Origin of the sequence: Thetidibacter halocola, from assembly GCF_018224955.1 — a bacterium.
Taxonomy (GTDB): Bacteria; Pseudomonadota; Alphaproteobacteria; order Rhodobacterales; family Rhodobacteraceae; genus Thetidibacter; species Thetidibacter halocola.
In genome coordinates this window covers 196,181-214,558 of record NZ_JAGTUU010000003.1, presented here as the reverse complement: position 1 = coordinate 214,558, position 18,378 = coordinate 196,181, and the positions used below count along the sequence as shown (strand labels likewise).

The following is an 18,378-nucleotide window of genomic DNA, read 5'->3' as shown; positions in this document are numbered from 1 at the left end:
CCGACAATGCTGGTCTACCTGCTGAGGCGCATCGCCCAGTCGATCTTTGTCGCCCTGGCGATGATGGTGATCGTCTTCTTCGGCATCTACATGGTCGGCAATCCCGTCGACATCCTGATCTCGCCCGACGCGACCCCGGCCGAGATCGAGGCGACGATGGAGCGTTTCGGCTTTGACCAGCCGATCTGGATGCAGTTCCTGACCTTCCTCGGCAATGCGCTGCAGGGCGATCTCGGCCGCAGTTTCGTGCATGGCGAACCGGCGGTGCAACTGATCCTGCATTACATGCCCGCGACGCTGGAACTGGCGGCACTGGGCCTTTTCTTCTCCGTCCTGATCGGCGTGCCGCTGGGCGTCTATGCCGGCTACAAGTCCGACCGCTGGCAGGGCCGCGCGATCATGACCGGTTCAATCTTCGGCTTTTCGCTGCCGAATTTCTGGGTGGGGATGCTGCTGATCCTGATCTTCGCGGTCGAGTTGCGATGGCTGCCCTCGACGGGGCGCGGCGACACGGTAGAGGTGCTGGGCGTCCGCCTGTCGATCTTTGCCGAAGGCGGTCTGCAATACATGATCCTGCCCGCGCTGACGCTGGCGCTATACAAGGCGTCGCTGGTGACGCGCCTGGCCCGCGCCGGAACGCAGGAGGCGCTGGTGCAGGACTACGTGAAATTCGCCCGCGCCAAGGGCGTGTCGGAAACCCGCATCCTCTTTGTCCACGTGCTCAAGAACATCATGATCCCCATCGTCACGGTGCTGGGGCTGGAGCTGGGCTCGATGATCGCCTTCGCCGTGGTGACCGAGACGGTCTTTGCCTGGCCCGGCATGGGCAAGCTGCTGATCGACTCGATCCTGACCTTGGATCGCCCGGTGATCGTCGCCTACCTGATGATGACGGTGCTGATCTTCATCACCATCAACCTGATCGTGGACGTGATCTATACGCTGCTCGACCCGCGCGTGCGCATCTCGGGAGCCGCATCATGAGCGCCCCCGCCACCAACCCGCCCGTCCGAGCCGACCGCCTGCCGCTGATCGCGGGTCTGCTGGCGGTGGCCGCCGTGCTGGCGCTGGGGCTTGCGCCACAATGGGCCAGCCTGCCCGCCCGCCTGCTGCTGCTGGTCCTGTCGGTCTTCTTCGCGGCGCGCCTGCTGAAGGGGCGCATGAAGCAGTTCTTCAACGGCCCGGCCGCATGGTTCGCCGCCGCCAGCCTTCTGGTGCTGGTCATAGTCGCGCTATTCGCGCCCGAGCTGTCGCCGCAGAACCCTTATGACCTGGCACAACTCGACATCATGGACGGGCGGCTGGAGCCGGGGGGCACGAATTTCGACGGGTCGATGACCTATCACCTGGGCACCGACGAGCAGGGCCGCGACATCCTGTCGGGCATCCTTTACGGCCTGCGCGTCTCGCTGATGGTGGCGATCGTCGCCACGATGGCGGCGATGGCGATCGGCGTCGTCGTGGGCATCTACGCCGCCTGGGCCGGCGGGCGGGTGGAAACCATCCTGATGCGGCTGGTGGACCTGCAACTGTCCTTCCCGTCGATCCTCGTGGCCTTGATGCTGATGGCGGCCTTCGGGCGGGGCCTCGACAAGGTCATCATCGCGCTGATCGTGGTGCAATGGGCCTATTACGCCCGCACCGTGCGCGGCACGGCCCTGTCAGAGGCGCGCAAGGAATACATCGATGCGGCGCGCGGCCTGGGCCTGTCATCGCGGCGCATCCTGTTCCGCCATCTGCTGCCCAACTGCATCCCGCCGCTGGTGGTGATCTCGACCGTGCAGGTCGCCAACACAATCGTGCTGGAGTCGTCGCTGTCCTTCCTCGGCGTCGGCGTGCCGATCACCCGGCCCTCGCTGGGGCTGCTGATCGCCAACGGCTACGACTACATGCTGTCCGGCCAATACTGGATGAGCATGTATCCCGGCGTCGCCCTGTTGGCCATCGTGGCCTCCATCAACCTCGTCGGCGACCGGCTGCGCGACGTGCTGAACCCGAGGCTGCGCCGATGACCGTCCTGAGCGTCGAGAACCTGCAAACCCATTTCTTCACCGATGCGGGCGTGGTGAAGGCGGTGGATGGCGTCAGCTTCTCGCTGGAGGAAGGTGAGGTGCTGGGGCTGGTCGGCGAAAGCGGATCGGGCAAGACCGTGACCGGCTTTTCCATCCTGCGGCTTGTCGATCCGCCGGGCCGGGTCACGGGCGGGCGCATCCTGTTCCGGGGCCAGGACCTGGCCAAGCTGCCCGACCGCGAGATGCGCCGCCTGCGTGGCAACCGGATCGCGATGATCTTCCAGGACCCGATGATGACGCTGAACCCGGTTCTGCGCATCGACACGCAGATGATCGAGGCGGTGCAGGCGCATGAAAAGGTCAGCAAGGCGGCGGCGCGCGACCGCGCGGTGCAGGCGCTGGCGCGGGTGGGCATCCCCTCGCCCGCCGAACGCCTCAACGCCTACCCGCACCAGTTCTCCGGCGGGATGCGGCAGCGCGTGGCCATCGCCATCGCCCTGCTGAACGGACCTGACCTGATCATCGCGGACGAGCCGACGACTGCGCTGGACGTCACGATTCAAAGCCAGATCCTGGCCGAGGTGCAGGGCCTTGCGCGCGAGACCGGGACATCGCTGATCTGGATCACCCATGACCTGGCGGTGGTGGCGGGCCTCGCCGACCGGATCGCGGTCATGTATGCGGGCCGGATCGTGGAAAGCGGGCCGGCCAGCGCCATCCTGACCGCGCCCGCCCATCCCTATACGGCCGGCCTGCTGGGTTCGATCCCCGGGCACGGGCGGCGGGGCGACCGGCTGACGCAGATCCCCGGCATGGCGCCTAACATGGCGCATCTGCCGCCGGGCTGCGCCTTTGCACCGCGATGCCCGCGCGTCAGCGACGCCTGCCGCGCCACCGCGCCCGAGGTCACGGAAACCGGCGCGGGCCGCGCCTTGCGCTGCCTGCACCCGCTGACGGAGGCCGTGGCATGAGCGCGATGCTGGAATTGCAGGGCGTCAGCCGCGTCTTCGAGAAGAAGCTGGACGCCATTGAGAAATTCGCCCGCACGCTGGGCGCCAATGTCTCGGAATCCCGCGTGAACGCAGTGGACAGTGCCTCATTCGAGGTGGCGCGCGGCGAGGTCGTAGGGCTGGTGGGCGAATCCGGCTGCGGCAAGTCCACGCTCGGGCGCATGGTGGCTGGGCTGCTGCCCGTCACAAAGGGCACTATCCGCTTTGAAGGCGTCGACGTGACCGACGCCCGCACCGAGGCCGCCAAGGCAGCGCGCCTGCGGGTGCAGATGATTTTCCAGGACCCGATGTCGTCGCTCAATCCGCGGATGCGGGTGAACGACATCGTGGGAGAGGCCGCGGTATTCCATGGCCTGACGACGAAACGCGAGATGACCGACTACGTCGCCGACCTGATGACCAAGGTGGGCCTCGATCCGTCCTATGCCCAGCGCTTCCCGCACCAGTTCTCGGGCGGCCAGCGACAGCGGATCGGCATCGCCCGCGCTCTGGCGGTGCAGCCCGAATTCCTGATCTGCGACGAAAGCATCGCGGCGCTCGACGTGTCGATCCAGGCGCAGGTCATCAACCTGTTCCAGGACCTGCGCCGCGACCTCGACCTGACCTACCTGTTCATCAGCCACGACCTCGGCGTGATCGAGCATATCGCCGACCGAGTGGTGGTCATGTATCTGGGCCGGGTCGTGGAAATCGCCCCCACGGGCGAGCTGTTTGACGGCCCGAAACACCCCTACACGCAGGCGCTGCTGGACCAGGTGCCAAAGCTCGAGGCGGGGCATCGCGAGTACCACACGATCAAGGGCGAGATCCCCTCGCCGCTCAACCCGCCGCCCGGCTGCCATTTCCATCCGCGCTGCCCGCTGGCCGGGCCGCGTTGCAAGTCCGAGGCGCCGCGCCTGATCCATGACGGCCCGCGCGCCGTGGCCTGCCACCTGAACGACGGAGGCGTCGCATGACCCATCACATTCCCGGTGTCCTCAGCGTCGAGGGGCTGGACACGCAGCGGCTGCCTCTGGTCCTCGACAGCCCGCATTCGGGCACCGACTATCCGACGGATTTCAACCACGCGGTCGATCCGGTGGGCCTGCGCCATGCCGAGGACACGCATGTGCACGACCTCTGGCGTGGCGCGGTCGAGGCGGGCGCGGTCCTGCTGCACGCGCATTTCCCGCGCTCCTACGTCGACGCCAACCGTGCCGCCGACGACATGGACCCGGACCAGATCGAGGGCGCCTATCCGCTCCCCCTGAACCCCACGATCAAGAGCACGCTCGGCATCGGCCTGTGCTGGACGCGTGAGCCGCCCGCTGGTGGGCCGCTGTATGACCGGCGCCTGACGGCGGAAGAGGTCCATGCCCGCGTGACGCGCTATCACCAGCCTTACCAGACCCGCCTGCGCGCCCTGCTGGACGAGTCCCGCGGGCGATGGGGCAAGGTATGGCACGTCAACTGCCACTCCATGCAGGAGGTCGCCTCGGCCATGTCCACGCAAGAGCGTGGCACACCGCGCCCCGATTTCGTGCTGGGCGACCGCGACGGCACCGCCTGCGCCCCTTGTTTCACCGCCGCGGTCGCCGATTTCCTGCGCGCGCGCGGTCATTCGGTGGCGATCAACGACCCCTACAAGGGGATGGAGTTGATCTGCGCCAACGGCGCGCCCCTGCAGGGGCGTCACTCGATGCAGATCGAGGTCAACCGCAAGCTCTACATGGACGAATCCACGCGCGAGCCCAACGCGGGCTATGCCGACCTCAAGGCCACCTTCACAGACCTTTCCCGCCACCTCGCCCGCTTCGTCGAAGCCGCGCTTGAAGGACAGATGACATGAGTTCCGCCACCGGCCTTCCCAATATCTACGCCGTCGAACTGACCCCGCCGGACCTGTCTGCCTTTTCCGCGGGCAACACCGGGATTCCCTATGTCTGGACCTTCGACAGCGGCGCCTCCGGGCCGCACGTGGCGCTGACCGCCATCGTGCACGGTAACGAGCCCTGCGGCGCCATCGCGCTGGACTGGCTGATGGGAATGGACCTGCGCCCGGTGCAGGGCAAGCTGTCCTTCGCCTTCATCAACACCGCCGCCTACGAGGCCTTCGACCCCCAGGTGCCCGACGCGACGCGCTGGATCGAGGAGGATTTCAACCGGCTCTGGGGGCCGGGCGTGCTGGACGATCCCGACCGCCGCGTGACGCCCGAGGTCGAGCGCGCCCGCGAAATCCGCCCCTGGCTGCGCGACGTGGATCTGTTGCTGGACATCCATTCCATGCAGCACAAGACCCAGCCGCTGATCATCGCGGGCCCCGCCGCCAAGGGGCGCAGCCTTGGCCACGTTATCCGCTGGCCCGGAATCGTCGTCACCGACAAGGGCCATGCCGAGGGTATGCGGATGCGCGATTTCGAGGGTTTCTCGGACCCCGGTTCGGCAAAGAACGCCGCGCTGGTCGAATGCGGCCAGCACTGGGAGGCGGAGAGCGCCGAGGTGGCGAAAGACTGCGTCACGGGCTTCCTGCGCGCGACCGGCGCCGTCGCCGCCGACTGGGGCGCCGAGCGCATGGCAACCCGCCCCCTGCCGGAACAGAAATTCTACGAAGTCTCCGGCCCCGTCACGATCGAGACGGAAAACTTTCGCTTTGCCGAGGACTGGCGCGGTTTCGAGCATCTCGAACAGGGCCGGCTGATCGGCTGGGACGGCGACAAGCCGGTACACGCGCCGCACGATCCGACCGTGCTCATCATGCCGTCGCGCCGGCTATGGCCCGGCAAGACCGCCGTGCGGCTGGCCCAGCCGGTTCAGCCGTAACGCGCGGCGGTCAGCCCGTCCATGTCGATCTCGGGCGGGCGGCCCATCACGATATCGGCCACCGCCCGGGCCGAGCCGCAGGCCATCGTCCAGCCCAGCGTGCCGTGACCGGTGTTGAGATAAAGGTTGGGGATGCGCGTCGGCCCGATCACCGGCGTGCCGTCCGGCGTCATCGGGCGCAGCCCGGTCCAGCCCTTGATCTGGCTGAGGTCGCCGCCTTTGGGAAAAAGGTCCTTGACCACGTGGCGCACGGTATCCGTGGCGTGGCTGCCGAGTTTCTGGTTGTAGCCGATGATCTCGGCCTGACCCGCCACGCGGATGCGGTCGCCCAGCCGGGTGATCGCCACCTTGTGCGTCTCGTCCATGATGGTCGACTGCGGCGCGGCGTCGGAATCGGTCACCGGCAGAGTGATGGAATAGCCCTTGATCGGGTAGATCGGCACCTTGATCCCGACCTGCTTCAGCAGGATCGGCGCAAAGGGCCCCATGCAGCAGACAAACGCATCCGCCGTCTCGGTGCCGTGGTCGGTGCGGACGCTGGCGATGCGCCCATCCTTCATCCCCAGCCCCATGATCGTCACGCCATAGCGAAAGGTGACACCCTTTTCCTCGGCCTTCTTCGCCAGGGCTTGGGTGAACATCCGGCAATCGCCTGTGCGGTCGGCGGTCAGCCGCAGGCCGCCCACGAATTTCTCGGCGACGTGGGCCAGGCCCGGTTCGGCAGCGATGCAGCCGTCGCGGTCCAGCACCTCGAAGGGCGAACCGAACTCGGCCAGCACCTCCTGGTCGGCCTTGGAACCCTTGAGCTGCTTTTCGGTGCGGAACAGTTGCAGGGTGCCGCGCTCGCGCAACTCGAAATCCATCGGCATTTCCGCCATCAGGTCGGTCAGCGCGCGGCGGCTGTAATCGGACACGCGCACCATGCGCGCCTTGTTCACGCGATAGGCGGTCTCGTTGCAATTCGCCAGCATCCGCAGGCCCCAGGCCCACATGGTCGGGCTGATGAGCGGCCAGATGAACAGGGGGCGGTGGCGCATGAACAGCCACTTGATCGCCTTCTTTGGCACGCCCGGCGCCGCCCAGGGCGAGGTCATGCCGTAGCTGAGTTCACCGGCATTGGCATAGCTGGTCTCCATGCCGGGTTCGCGCTGGCGGTCCAGCACGATCACCTCGGCACCGGCCCGCGCCAGATACCATGCAGTGGTGACGCCAAGCACGCCGGCGCCGAGGACAACGATCTTCATGGTGTTTTCCCCCGGATCGCTCAACAGGCGGCAGTGACGATGATCTCGACCTTGAGCGCGGGGCGGGCGAGTTTCGCCTCGCCGCAGGCCCGCGCGGGGGCGTGACCCTCGGGCACCCAGGCGTCCCAGACCGCGTTCATCTCGGCGAAATCGTCCATGTCGGCCAGCCAGATGATGGCCTGCAACATCTGTTCCCGTGACGATCCCGCCTTGGCCAGCAACGCATCGACCCGTGCTAGGCAGTCGCGCGTCTGTTCCGTCACCGCCTCGCCATCGCCGACCTGACCGCAGAGATAGGCGACACCGTTATGCTTGACGATCTTGCTCATCCTCGTGCCGGTGTCGATCCGTTCGATCATGGTCGTTCTCCTGTCCCTATTCCGCGGCGTCCTGCCCCGGATTGTCCATCGCCGCGAGTTCGCCCAGCGTCACGGGTTTCAGCGGCGGCCTGATCCGATAGTAACCCGTTTCATCGGGGGTCTGTCCATTGGCCTGTGCCAGAATTCCCGTCACGGTCAGGCCGCAGTAGCGCCCCTGGCACGGTCCCATGCCCGCCCGGCCAAAGGCCTTGGCCTGGTTCGGGCCGGTGCAGCCCAGCCCTGCATGGGCGCGGATCGTGCCGGCCGTCACCTCCTCGCAACGGCAGACGATGGTGGCGTCGGCGGGGGCCAGCGCCTGCGCAAAGGGCGGATAGGCCGCGTCGAGGAAGGGGCGGATCGCGCGATCCTTGTCCAACGCCCGGTGCAGCGAGCCGGCCCGTGCGTCGCGCTGCTCCCGCGTGAGATGGCCCGTTTCGCAGGCGGCATGCAGCGCCGCAAGGCGACCAGCGATCTCGGCCACCGTCGCCCCGCCGATCCCGGCGCCGTCGCCCGCGATCATCAGGCCGGGCACATCCGTCGCACCCCAGTCGTCGACCTGCGGCAAGAAACACTGCTGCGCGGTGTTCCAGCGATGCGTGACACCCAACGACCGCGCCGCCTGCGTGTTCGGCACCACGCCATGATGCAGCAGGACCGTGTCGCAGACGATGCGGTGCGCGCGGCCAGCGGCGTGAAAGGTGATTGCCTCGGCCCGGTCCGCGCCCTCGATGGCGATTTGCGTCGCGCCCGTGTGGCGCGGCACTCTGGCGCGGGTAATTTCCGCCAGCAGCTTCAGACCCTTGGCCAATGTCCAAAAGCCCCGCAGCGCGCCACCCAGATGGCGCATCGCGCCCATCATGTCGCCCCGTGTCTGCGTTTCGACCAGCGCCAGCGGCGGCGTGCCCGCCCGCACCATCTGCGCCGCGATCAGGTAGATCAGGGGGCCGGAGCCCACCAGGACGGCCCGGCGCGGCACCACGCCCGACTGTTTCAGCAGGATCTGCGCAGCGCCTGCGGTCATGACTCCGGGCATCGTCCAGCCCGGCACGGGCATCGGGCGCTCCAGCGCGCCGGTGGCCAGCAGCACCCGCGCGCCCGAGACCTGCGCCCCCTTTCCATCCTGCGTGTAGGAGACGCGAAAGCCCTCCTCGATGGCCCAGACGACCGCACCCGCCAGGTGCTTGATGCGGTCATGGCGCAAACCCGCCGTCAAGCCGGCGCCATGGGCGAAATCGGCGCCCAGGATCGCGCCGCGACGGACCATCGCGCGGTCCACGTCGCGATAGATCTGCCCGCCGGGGCGCTTCTGCTCGTCCAGCAGCGCCACAGACAGGCCCGCCTCGGCGGCGGTAGCAGCGGCGGCCATTCCGGCCGGTCCCGCGCCGATTACCACCAGGTCACGTGTCATCCTCTGCCCCCGCCTCATGCGGGCGCGCGATCTGCAAGCCCTCTGTCACCTCGATCATGCAGGCCTGCCGCACGATGCCGTCGATCTCGACCAGGCAGTCGAAACACGCCCCCATCATGCAGAACGGCCCGCGCGGCGCGCCCGAGACCGGCGTTCGGCGGAACACGCCCTCGCCCGCCGCCAGCAGTGCGGCGGCCAGGTTCGCGCCCTCGGGCAGGTCCAGCGTCCGGCCGTCGAAGGTCACGGCGACCGTCGGCGCGTCGTCGAGTTCAAGAAACGGCGAAACGGTCTTCACTGAACACCTCCAGGTCCGGGGCGGCCTGCGTGCCCTCCAGCCAGTCTGGCAGAAGGCGGGCATGCACGGCGGCAAGGGTGATGCCGCTATGACAGGTCACGAGGAAGGCGCCCGGCATCTCGCGGCTTTCCTGGTAGATCGGCAGCCCGTCGGGAGAGAGCACGCGCAGCGCGCCCCAGCTGCGCACCAGCTGCGCCCGGGCCAGCGCGGGATAGGCGGCGATGGCCTCGGCGGCGAGGCCCGACAGGCCCGGTTGCGTCACCCGGTCGTCAAGCCCGACCTCTTCGTTCGTCGCTCCGATCTGGATGCCGCCCTCGTCCACCTGGCGGGCGATCAGCGAGGGGCGATTGATGAGTTTCGGCAGTTTCTCGGTAATCAGCACCTGCCCGCGCTGCGGCCTGACCGGCGCCTTGAAGCCCATCGCGGGGCCAAGCGTTGCCGCGCCCAGACCGGCGGACAGGATCACCCGATCCGCGCCGATCACGGTGCCGTCGGCACAGGTCACGCGGAAGCCATCAGGCTTCGTGACGCCCGTCACCGTCTTGCCGGTCAGCACCTGCCCGCCCATCCGCCGCACGTCTGCGGCCAGCGCGCGCAGCAGTCTCAAGGGGTTCGCGTGCCCATCCTGGTGATGCAGGATCGCGCCCACGACCTTCGGACCGATATGCGGCTCTTCCTTGCGCAGGGCGTTGTGGCCCAGCACCTCGAACGGGTAATCTCCGCCCAGCTTGGCCTTCAGGATCTCGTATTTCTCGACCGTTTCGGCCAGCGTTTCCTCGGAGAAATGCAGGTCGTAGCCGCCCTTCTGTTCCAGCGGAACAATCGTGCCGGCGTTCTCGCCCAGTTCAGCGGCGAAATCGGCCCAGAGCGCGGCGGATTGCTGCGACCAGCGGGCGTAGCGCGGCTGCTTCATGCCCTTGGACTGCACCCAGACCAGGCCGAAATTGCCGCGGCTGGCGCGAAAGGCGCCGTCGTCGCCGTCGATCACGGTCACGCGGCGGCCGCGCGACAGCAGCCCCCAGGCCACCGACAGGCCGACGACACCACCGCCGATGATCGCGTAATCCGTGTCCATGAGGGTCTCCCTTGTGGCTGGGGGCGGCACGGCGCCGCCCCCGCCTGCGGTCCTTACTGGCCGACCTTGTCGAGGATCGCCTGGCCCCAATCGGCGCCCACATCCTCGAGCACCACGGGCCACACATCGCTGCGCACCTTGGCCGCCATCGCGGAAAGCTGCTCGGGTGTCAGCGCGACCACGGTGGTGCCCAGATCGTCGGTCAGCTTCTGTTCCCAGGCGGCCTGATCGGACTCGGCCACGGTCCAGCGCTGCGCCTCGAAGGCAGCCGCGGCGGCCTTGAGCGCCTCCTGGTCCTCGGCGTCGAGTTCCGCAAGCGAGCCGTTCGAGATGATCATGTACCAGACCTCGAAATGGGTATTCGCAGGGATGTAGGCCTTGGTCACGTCGCGGAACGAGGCGTAATAGCCCTCGGCCCCGGACCCGATCACGCCATCGACGACGCCGGTCTGGATCGCGGTGAACGCCTCGGAGAAGGGGATCGGCGACGGGATGTAGCCCAGCGCCTCGCCGGTCAGCTGGAAGGACTTGATGCCGGGCACGCGCACCTTGATGCCGTTGGCGGCGGGCTCACCGGGATTGACCGGGTCGGTGTTCAGCGAGATGCCGCCGAAATAGACCGGATAGGCCGCCAGCATGGTGATGTCCTGCTCGGCGTAGAGGTCTGCCATGACATTGCGCACCGGGCCGTCGGGCCCGTAGATCTTGCGCGCCTCTTCCCAGTTGCTGGCGAGGAAGGGGAACGAGCTGATCTGCATCCGGCGGTCGGCGGCGGTGCCGGCGGGCTGGGTCGCCATGTCGATGGCGCCCACGCTGATGCGTTCCTGCACGGTGGTGTAGTCGCCCAGCGCCGAGGCCGGGAAGATCTCGATCTTGACGTCGCCGCCGGTCGCGGTGTCGACCTGGGCCGCGAAGGCGCGCAGTTCCTTGTCGATGGTGGCGTCCTGCGGGCGGACATGGCTCATCTTCAGGTCGGCGGCATTGGCGATACCGGCCAGCGCGAACAGCGCGGCGGCGGCGGTGGTGGTCAGGAAGCGGGTCATGGTTGGTCTCCTTGGTTGCGGGTCGGGAATTGCGGTCAGTAGCCGAAAAGGCGCGGCAGGAAGAGCGACAGGTCGGGCCAGAGCGAGGTCAGGAAGACCACCGGCACATAGCCCGTGACGATCAGCATCATCGCGGGCGGGATCACCTTGGTGACCTTCACGTTGCCGATCCGGGCGCCGAGATAGAGGATCGAGGCATAGGGCGGCGTCACGCCCCCCATTGCCGTGTTGACGCCCATGATCGCGGCGAACTGCACCGGGCTGACGCCGATCGCGGTCATCAGCGGCAGCAGCAGCGGCGCGATCAGGATGATGGCGGTCACGTCGTTCACCACCATGCCCACCAGGAACAGCAGGATGTTGATGAAGATCAGCAGCAGGACCTTGTTCTCGGTGATGCCGAAGATCGCGCTGACCAGTTGCTGCGGGATGCTTTCATAGACGAACATCTGGCCGAGGATCATCGAGAAAAGGATCATGACCATGATCGCGCCCACCGCTGTCGCGGCCTCTTTCCCGGCCATCAGGAAATTGTCCCAGCGCAGGCCCTTGTAGATCAGGAAGCCCACCGGGATCGCGTAGATCACCGACAGGGCGGCGGCCTCGGTCGGCGTCATGATGCCGCCATAGATGCCGCCGAGGATCATCACCGGCATCAGCAGCGCCGGAAAGGCGTGGATTCCGCGCTTGGTCACTTCCGAGGTCAGCTCGGAAAAGGTCGGCTTTTCATCGAGATGCAAGTTGAACTTGCGGCTCATCCAGAGGTTCACGACCGAGAAGTTGACCATGATCAGCAGCCCCGGCCCCAGCGTCGCCAGGAAACAGGCGAGGATCGAGGTATCCGTCACCCAGCCATAGACGATCATCGTGACAGACGGCGGGATCAGCAGGCCCAGGATCGAGGAATTGGCGATCAGGGCGGTGGCGTATTCGCGGGGATAGCCGCGCTTTTCCATCTCGGGGATCAGCAGCGGGCCGATGGCGGCGATGCCGGTCAGGCCGGAGCCGGAAATCGCCCCTATCACCGCGCAGGATACCGCCGCCACCACGCCCAGCCCGCCGCGAACATGCCCGATGAAGGCGTTGACGAAGCGCAGCAGCGAGGCGGCTATGCCTGACTCTGACATGATCGTGCCGGCCAGGACGAACAGCGGAATGGCCAGCAGAACCGGGTTGCCCATCTGCTGGAATCCCCAGATCATCATGCCTTTCATCGTCACGTCGCCGATGAAATACATGACCATCAGAGCCGCGCCGAAACAGTAGGGCAGCGGCACGCCCAGCGTCAGGGTCAGCACGAGGACAGCGATGGACAGAAGCGCGATCTCGATCATTGTTCGGCGCCTTTCGCCAGGATGCGGACATGGGACCAGAGGTGAACCAGCGTGTAGAGCATCATCAGCCCCAGCCCGATCACCAGCGCCACGTCGGAATAGAAGGTCGGGATGTAGAGGGTCGGGCTTTCCTTCCAGACGCGCCAGGAATAGCGCGTGAAATCCCACGCCCAGGACAGCAGCCACAGGCCCACGGCCAGGCTGATGATCTCGCCCACGATGGCGAGGATCGTGTGCTGGCGCGGCGTCTTCAGCCAGATTTCCAGCACGTTGGCGCGGATATGGGTGTTCTCGCGCGAGGCGTTCACCGCGCCCAGCATGTAGAGCCACAGCGTCGGATACAGCATCGTCTCTTCCAGCCCCATGACAGGGATCTGAAGCACGTAGCGCGTGACGACCTGCACGAACTGGCCCAGGGCCACGACGCCGATCAGCGCGGTCAGAAGGTATTTCGAGAATCTGTCCATCCGTCCCCCTTCCGGAGTCGTTGCTGCCGGATGCGTGGGATTTCACTGGACATGGCGCATAAAATCAATTTCAAAAAATCTGTAACATCATCAATTCAGTTTATGGATTGCGCAATGAACCTCTCGATCCGCCAGCTTGTCACATTCCGCGAAGTCATGCGCAGCGGCTCGATCAGCCAGGCCGCGCGCACGGTCGGGCGCACCCAGCCCGCCGTCAGCGCCATGATCGCCACGCTGGAGGACGAGTTGGGCTTCGCGCTGTTCCTGCGCGAACATGGCAAGCTGACGCCGACACCCGAGGCGCGCTTTTTCCTCGAAGAGGCCGAGGCGATCCTTGCCCGGCTGGAACGCACCAAGGAAACGCTGGGCCGGATCGGCACGCTGCGATCGGGCACGCTGCGCATCGCCTGCCACCCGGCGGCGTCGGGGTTCTTCATGCCACGCCTGCTGACGCGCTTTGCCAAGGACAAGCCGGGGCTGGAGTTGGCGCTGATCATGCGCTCGTCGGGGGTGATCGAGGATCTGATCGCCTCGCAGCAATACGATATCGGCTTTGCCGAGACGCCCGTGCCGCGCGCCTCGATCCATCAGCGCGATTACGATCTCGAATGCGTCTGCGTCCTGTCGCAAGACGATCCGCTGGCGGCGCGCGAGGTGTTGATGCCCGCCGACCTCGACGGCAGGCCGATGGCGATCCTGTTCGAGGCCCACACCACCGCCACCCAGACCGAGGCCGCCTTTCAAGCAAGCGGCCACTCGTTCAACAAATATCTGGAGTTGCGCACCTTCCTGCCGGGCCTGCAATTCGTGGCCGAGGGGCTGTGCATCATGATCTGCGACATGATCACGGCCTATAGCCACCTGGTGCAGAACCCCGGCCCGTCCGGGCTGTGCATCCGCCGCTTTCGCCCGCGCATCTCGAACAGCGTGTCGATCCTGACGCCCGGCTATGCCACGCCGTCACTGGTGACGCAGGCCTTCATCGCGGACCTGTCGCAGGCGCTGGAACGGATGCCGGACGAGATCGAAAAGGCGTTGGCGGCGCCCTGAGCCCGGCTCAGGCGGTCAGCGTCTCGCGCTCGGTCGTTACGGCGCGCTCGACCAGCTTGCGGAACCGCAGCGCGCCCGCATCCAGCCCGAGGTTGAGGACGGGCGTAGCGGCGTCCTTCATGCCCGTGTGCACGTCCTCCAGCACGGCCTTGTCCTCGTTGAAGGCCATGGTCGCGCCCTCGAACATGCGCTGCGATACGGCCTCGTCATCGGCACGGGCGTTGCGGTGCTGGAACCAGAAATACAGCGTATGATCCGCATCGACCGGCGTCATGAAGTTGTAGGAGAAGTTGACGAAGGCCGCCTCGGGCAGCGCGTCGTCATCGCCACCGGTTCCGGCAGGCGTGTAGATCGACTTGTTGATCGCGGTCGATGGCACGCGGCATTCATAGTGCTGCTTGCGGTCACAATGCCCCTCGAATCCCATGAGCTGCTGGTAATAGGGCGGCGCGGGCCGGTCCGGGATCCAGCGCCAGACGATCACATGGTCGTGGCCTTCGGTGATCTGCAACGGCACGTTGTCGGTGCCCGCTCCGGCGAAGGAGGTGACGTGCACCCAGGCCACGTGCGACGGGTCCAGCAGGTTGTCCGTGACCCAGAGATAGTTGCAGGCGATGTCCAGCGCGCCGCGCCGAGTCTTGCCCCAGGTGGGATCGTCGTAATGTGGAATGTCGATCAGCCGCGCGGGATCAGCCAGCGCTGCATCGCCCGGCCAGATCCAGACAAAGCCGTATTTCTCGGCCACCGGATAGGAGATCACGCGGGCACGTTTAGGCACCGCATCCGCCTGCGTCGGCGCGGCGACGCAGCGCCCCGCCCCGTCGAAGGTCAGCCCGTGATAGCCGCACACCACCGTATCGCCCTGCAAGGCGCCCTTGGACAACGGCAGCTTGCGGTGCGGACAGGCATCCTCCAGCGCAACCGGGGTGCCGTCCTCGCGCCGGTAGAACACGATCTTGCGCCCGAATAGCGTCAGCGGTTTCAGCGCGCGGCCGAAATCCTCGGCCCGGCCGGCGACGTACCAGAAGTTGAGCGGATAGTCGTCCGAGAACATGGCATCATCCTTTCGCGGGCGGCGTTGCGCCGGAACCTGCGGCATGGTTTATCATTACGAAACAGTTTGCATGAGAGGCAAGGGCCGCCCGATGGAACAGCGCGTCGACATGCATGCCCATTTCTACGGCGGCGGACTGGTCGAGATGTTGCAGGCAAGGCAGTCCCGCCCCTGCCTGCGAACACGCGCCGACGGCTCGGCCGGCATGCTGGCGATGAACGGCGAGTTTCCATTCAGCCCCGCCTATCATGACATATCGGTGGGGCTGGCGCAGATGGACCGGCAGGGCCTCAGCCACCGGATGCTGACCTTTCCGGGCGCGCTCTGTCTCGACATCCAGCCCGGTGCCGAGGTCGCGCAGGCCATATCCGCCTTCAACACCCATCTCGCCGGGCTGCGGCAGGAAACCGGCGGTCGCATCCTTGGACTGGGCGGGTTGCCGCTGGCCGACATGGACCTGGCGGTGGCCGAGGTTCGGCGTATCAGGCGCGACCTCAACCTGCCCGGTATCATCCTGCCGGGCGACTGTTTCAACTCGGTCGCAGAGGCGCGCAGCCTGGCGCCCATCCTCGAGGCCGCGAACGAGACCGGCTGCCTGGTGATGATCCATCCCGGCCCGAGGGTCGGAGGGGCCCCGCCCGACCCGGCGGCGGATTTCCCGCAATACCGGACCTCGGCCGTGGCGCTGCAATCGCAGATCGCGCAGACCGCGCTGACGCTGATCCTGTCGGACATCCAGCACCTCTGGCCGCGCCTTGCCTTCCAGGTGGTGAACCTGGGCGGCACCCTGCCCTTCATCATCGAACGGCTGGAGTCGATCGGCCGGCACCGCAACCCCGACATGCCCTTTCCCACCGCGCGGCTGCGCAACCTGTGGTATGATTGCGCCTCGCTCGGGCCCCGTGCACTGGAGGCGGCGGTGGACCTGTTCGGCGCCGACCGGATCTTTCTGGGATCGGACTGGCCGATCTTTGTCGACGATCCTTACACCCATGCGCTGGAGCCGGCGCGGCTCGACCCGGAGGACAAGGCGCGCATCGCCGGCCTCAATGCACTGGAATTGATCGCCTCGCTCGACCGCTGAGCGCCTCACGCGCCGATCCGGTCCAGCAGCGCGCCCATGATCCCCACGTCCCGCGCGGGATGGGCAAAGGCGGCCGCGGCACAGGGATACTCGGCCAGCAGCGACGCCGCGCCCGGCACGCGGTCGGGATGCAGCACGCCATCCTCCCAGACCTTGAACCCGTCGACCTCGACCGTGGGATCGAGCACGTTCCACGAGATCTCGCCGGGGGGTTGGGTGCCGCAAGTGTGGAAATGCAGGATGCGCGGATTGCCGAAGGCGCCGCCGCTCCAGCGCAGGAAATCGGCCTCGACCGGGTTGGCAAAGGCGCAGCCGGGATGGATGCCCGCATGCCAGGAATGCACCGCGTCGCGGTCGATGCCGAACCGTTCGGCAATATCGGTGTAATGCGCCTCGGCCATTGCGACATCGACCGGGCTGCCGCCGAAGCCGGTCAGGCGCCCTTCGCGGAAATGGGCGATCAGCCGTCCCTGCGTGCCGATCCCGTAAGGCTCGTAATAGCGCGAGCCAGTGCCCATCAGGAACCCCGCCAGCACCACGCGGCCCGAAAAGCCCTGCGCCGGAACCGGCGCGAAGGTCGACATGGGAAAGCGGATGATCGACACGTCGTCGGGCCCGTGCAGCGCGGCGCCCGGCCCCGGCCCCGCGAAATCTGTGCCGCGCGGGCAGGTCACGCGGATATGGCCTGCCGCGAACAGCATGTCGTCCAGCGCATGTTTCAACCCGAGGAAGGCGCGGTAATCGGCGGCACCAAAGGCAGAGGCCAGCATCGGCAGGTCAAGCGCGTAACAGACGACGGCGCGGATGCCCTTCGGCATCTCGCGGAACCGCACCTGGTCGCCCAGCCGGGCGCAGAAGATCGTGCAGTCGGCCTCGGACATGAGGGTGGTCAGTGGCTCTCCCAGCCCATCGACGGCATGGCAAAAGGGGACGCGGTGCAGGTCGGTGTCGATGCCGCGCGCGCGGGCCGCCGCAGCCACGGCACCACCGATCCGACCGTCGTAGTAATCGCTGCCCGCCTCCTCGACCACCACCAGCCGGTCGCCCGCGCGCAACCCCGCACAATGGCCCAGCAGGTTGGTCATCGCGGCGTCGAGGGTGAAATCAAGGCTCATGGGCGCCTCACAACTTTCGGGATGCGACCAGTCTAGGGGCTCTCGCACGTGCGGCAATTCCGCTTGCATAATGTGAACCATTAGTGATGCTGATGGAATGCGTCCCTTGCCTTACCCCTCGCTGCGCGTGTTCGAGACGGTCGCCCGGCTGCACAGTTTCAGCCGCGCGGCCGAGGACCTGGGCATGACGCAATCCGCCGTCAGCCAGCATGTGCGCGCGCTCGAGGACTGGACCGGCTGTCAGCTGATCGCGCGCGGCGCGCGCCGGTCGATCGCCACGCAAGAGGGCGCGCGCCTGGCCGAGGCGGTGGCCGAGGGGCTGGGCCGGATCGATGCGACGCTGGAGGCGCTGCAAGCGACGCGGCGGCGGACGGTGGTGAACATCGCCTGCCCGCCGGGTTTCGCGGTCAACTGGCTGTTTCCGCGCCTGCTGAACTTCGATTCCGAGCATCCCGACATCCCGGTGTCGATCTCGACCCGCACCGGGACCGATCCGGGCGATGGCGAGGGCGCCGATGCGGCAATCCGCTATGCCGCCGCACGACCGCGGGGGATGCATGCGGAACGGCTGTTCGGCGAGCGGGTCTTTCCGGTATGCACACCTGATCTGGGCCGGCGGCTGAAATCGGTGGCCGACCTCGGGCGGCACACGCTGCTGGTCGACACGCACGATCCCGGCCCGCATCGCCCGCCGACCTGGGAAAGCTGGGCGGAGGAGACCGGACAGACCCTGCCCGCCGCCCGCACCCGCCGCTTCGGCCAGTCGAACCTGTCGATCCAGGCCGCGATCGAGGGCGCGGGCGTGGCGCTGGGGCGAGAACCGCTGGTGATGGATGCGCTGGCGGCGGGGCGGCTGGTGCGGCCCTTTCCGCAGGAAGGCAGCTCGCGCTTTCACTACTGGTTCACCTGCCCGCCCGCCGCGCTGGAGCAGCCGCACCTGCGGGATTTCCGCGACTGGCTGCGCCGCGAGGCCGCCGCGCTTGACGGCGGCGCGGTGCACGGCAACTAAGGGGAGCGGGCTCTTTGCCC

19 protein-coding genes are annotated in these 18,378 nt (G+C 67.1%); 9 read left to right on the top strand and 10 right to left on the bottom strand.

Annotated features, from left to right (window positions below):
• Positions 1 to 6: 6 nt before the first annotated feature.
• The 6 genes from KB874_RS08095 to KB874_RS08070 are packed head-to-tail and all read left to right on the top strand — an operon-like array spanning position 7 to position 5,821.
• Complete coding sequence (locus KB874_RS08095; protein WP_212536065.1) at positions 7 to 984, top strand: ABC transporter permease; 978 nt, start codon at positions 7 to 9, stop codon at positions 982 to 984.
• Complete coding sequence (locus KB874_RS08090) at positions 981 to 2,012, top strand: ABC transporter permease (protein ID WP_249200333.1); 1,032 nt, start codon at positions 981 to 983, stop codon at positions 2,010 to 2,012. The genes KB874_RS08095 and KB874_RS08090 overlap by 4 nt, the downstream gene beginning before the upstream one ends.
• Complete coding sequence (locus tag KB874_RS08085) at positions 2,009 to 2,983, top strand: ABC transporter ATP-binding protein (RefSeq protein WP_212536064.1); 975 nt, start codon at positions 2,009 to 2,011, stop codon at positions 2,981 to 2,983. The genes KB874_RS08090 and KB874_RS08085 overlap by 4 nt, the downstream gene beginning before the upstream one ends.
• Positions 2,980 to 3,978, top strand: coding sequence for an ABC transporter ATP-binding protein (locus KB874_RS08080; protein WP_212536063.1), 999 nt, complete (start codon positions 2,980 to 2,982; stop codon positions 3,976 to 3,978). Before KB874_RS08085 ends, KB874_RS08080 begins: the two co-directional genes overlap by 4 nt.
• On the top strand, positions 3,975 to 4,850 hold the full coding sequence (locus KB874_RS08075; RefSeq protein WP_212536062.1) for an N-formylglutamate amidohydrolase: 876 nt from the start codon (positions 3,975 to 3,977) through the stop codon (positions 4,848 to 4,850). Before KB874_RS08080 ends, KB874_RS08075 begins: the two co-directional genes overlap by 4 nt.
• Positions 4,847 to 5,821: a M14 family metallopeptidase gene (locus KB874_RS08070; RefSeq protein WP_212536061.1), complete on the top strand. Its 975-nt coding sequence runs from the start codon at positions 4,847 to 4,849 to the stop codon at positions 5,819 to 5,821. The genes KB874_RS08075 and KB874_RS08070 overlap by 4 nt, the downstream gene beginning before the upstream one ends.
• Here the strand turns inward: KB874_RS08070 and KB874_RS08065 are convergent.
• The 8 genes from KB874_RS08065 to KB874_RS08030 are packed head-to-tail and all read right to left on the bottom strand — an operon-like array spanning position 5,812 to position 13,046.
• On the bottom strand, positions 5,812 to 7,152 hold the full coding sequence (locus KB874_RS08065) for a D-amino acid dehydrogenase (protein ID WP_346346533.1): 1,341 nt from the start codon (positions 7,150 to 7,152) through the stop codon (positions 5,812 to 5,814). The two genes, KB874_RS08070 and KB874_RS08065, sit on opposite strands and share 10 nt — an antisense overlap.
• Positions 7,086 to 7,424: a RidA family protein gene (locus KB874_RS08060; protein ID WP_212536059.1), complete on the bottom strand. Its 339-nt coding sequence runs from the start codon at positions 7,422 to 7,424 to the stop codon at positions 7,086 to 7,088. The genes KB874_RS08065 and KB874_RS08060 overlap by 67 nt, the downstream gene beginning before the upstream one ends.
• 16 nt (positions 7,425 to 7,440) lie before the next feature.
• Positions 7,441 to 8,832, bottom strand: coding sequence for an FAD/NAD(P)-dependent oxidoreductase (locus KB874_RS08055; protein WP_212536058.1), 1,392 nt, complete (start codon positions 8,830 to 8,832; stop codon positions 7,441 to 7,443).
• Positions 8,822 to 9,127, bottom strand: a complete 306-nt coding sequence (locus tag KB874_RS08050) for a (2Fe-2S)-binding protein (protein WP_212536057.1) — start codon at positions 9,125 to 9,127, stop codon at positions 8,822 to 8,824. Before KB874_RS08050 ends, KB874_RS08055 begins: the two co-directional genes overlap by 11 nt.
• Positions 9,102 to 10,202 carry an NAD(P)/FAD-dependent oxidoreductase gene (locus KB874_RS08045; RefSeq protein WP_212536056.1) on the bottom strand — a complete coding sequence of 367 codons (1,101 nt, stop codon included), beginning with the start codon at positions 10,200 to 10,202 and terminating at the stop codon, positions 9,102 to 9,104. Before KB874_RS08045 ends, KB874_RS08050 begins: the two co-directional genes overlap by 26 nt.
• Positions 10,203 to 10,255: 53 nt before the next feature.
• Complete coding sequence (dctP, locus tag KB874_RS08040; protein WP_212536055.1) at positions 10,256 to 11,245, bottom strand: TRAP transporter substrate-binding protein DctP; 990 nt, start codon at positions 11,243 to 11,245, stop codon at positions 10,256 to 10,258.
• A gap of 35 nt (positions 11,246 to 11,280) precedes the next feature.
• Positions 11,281 to 12,579, bottom strand: coding sequence for a TRAP transporter large permease (locus KB874_RS08035; protein WP_212536054.1), 1,299 nt, complete (start codon positions 12,577 to 12,579; stop codon positions 11,281 to 11,283).
• The gene (locus KB874_RS08030; protein WP_212536053.1) at positions 12,576 to 13,046 is read right to left on the bottom strand and encodes a TRAP transporter small permease; all 471 of its coding nucleotides are present in this window, start codon (positions 13,044 to 13,046) and stop codon (positions 12,576 to 12,578) included. The genes KB874_RS08035 and KB874_RS08030 overlap by 4 nt, the downstream gene beginning before the upstream one ends.
• 114 nt (positions 13,047 to 13,160) lie before the next feature.
• On the opposite strand from KB874_RS08030, the gene KB874_RS08025 reads away from it, so the two are divergent.
• Entirely contained in the window at positions 13,161 to 14,096 is a 936-nt protein-coding gene (locus KB874_RS08025; protein WP_212536052.1) for a LysR family transcriptional regulator, read from the top strand.
• A gap of 7 nt (positions 14,097 to 14,103) precedes the next feature.
• On the opposite strand, the gene KB874_RS08020 is transcribed toward KB874_RS08025, so the two are convergent.
• The gene (locus KB874_RS08020; protein ID WP_212536051.1) at positions 14,104 to 15,150 is read right to left on the bottom strand and encodes an aromatic ring-hydroxylating dioxygenase subunit alpha; all 1,047 of its coding nucleotides are present in this window, start codon (positions 15,148 to 15,150) and stop codon (positions 14,104 to 14,106) included.
• Between the two features lie 91 nt (positions 15,151 to 15,241).
• On the opposite strand from KB874_RS08020, the gene KB874_RS08015 reads away from it, so the two are divergent.
• Positions 15,242 to 16,234, top strand: a complete 993-nt coding sequence (locus KB874_RS08015; protein WP_212536050.1) for an amidohydrolase family protein — start codon at positions 15,242 to 15,244, stop codon at positions 16,232 to 16,234.
• 5 nt (positions 16,235 to 16,239) lie between these two features.
• Here KB874_RS08015 and KB874_RS08010 read toward each other — a convergent pair whose 3' ends face one another.
• Positions 16,240 to 17,349 (bottom strand): hypothetical protein, encoded by a 1,110-nt coding sequence (locus KB874_RS08010; protein WP_212536049.1) that lies wholly within the window; start codon positions 17,347 to 17,349, stop codon positions 16,240 to 16,242.
• A 97-nt stretch (positions 17,350 to 17,446) separates the two neighbouring features.
• Between KB874_RS08010 and KB874_RS08005 the strand changes: the two genes are divergently transcribed.
• Positions 17,447 to 18,358 carry a LysR substrate-binding domain-containing protein gene (locus KB874_RS08005; protein WP_212536048.1) on the top strand — a complete coding sequence of 304 codons (912 nt, stop codon included), beginning with the start codon at positions 17,447 to 17,449 and terminating at the stop codon, positions 18,356 to 18,358.
• Positions 18,359 to 18,378: the final 20 nt, after the last annotated feature.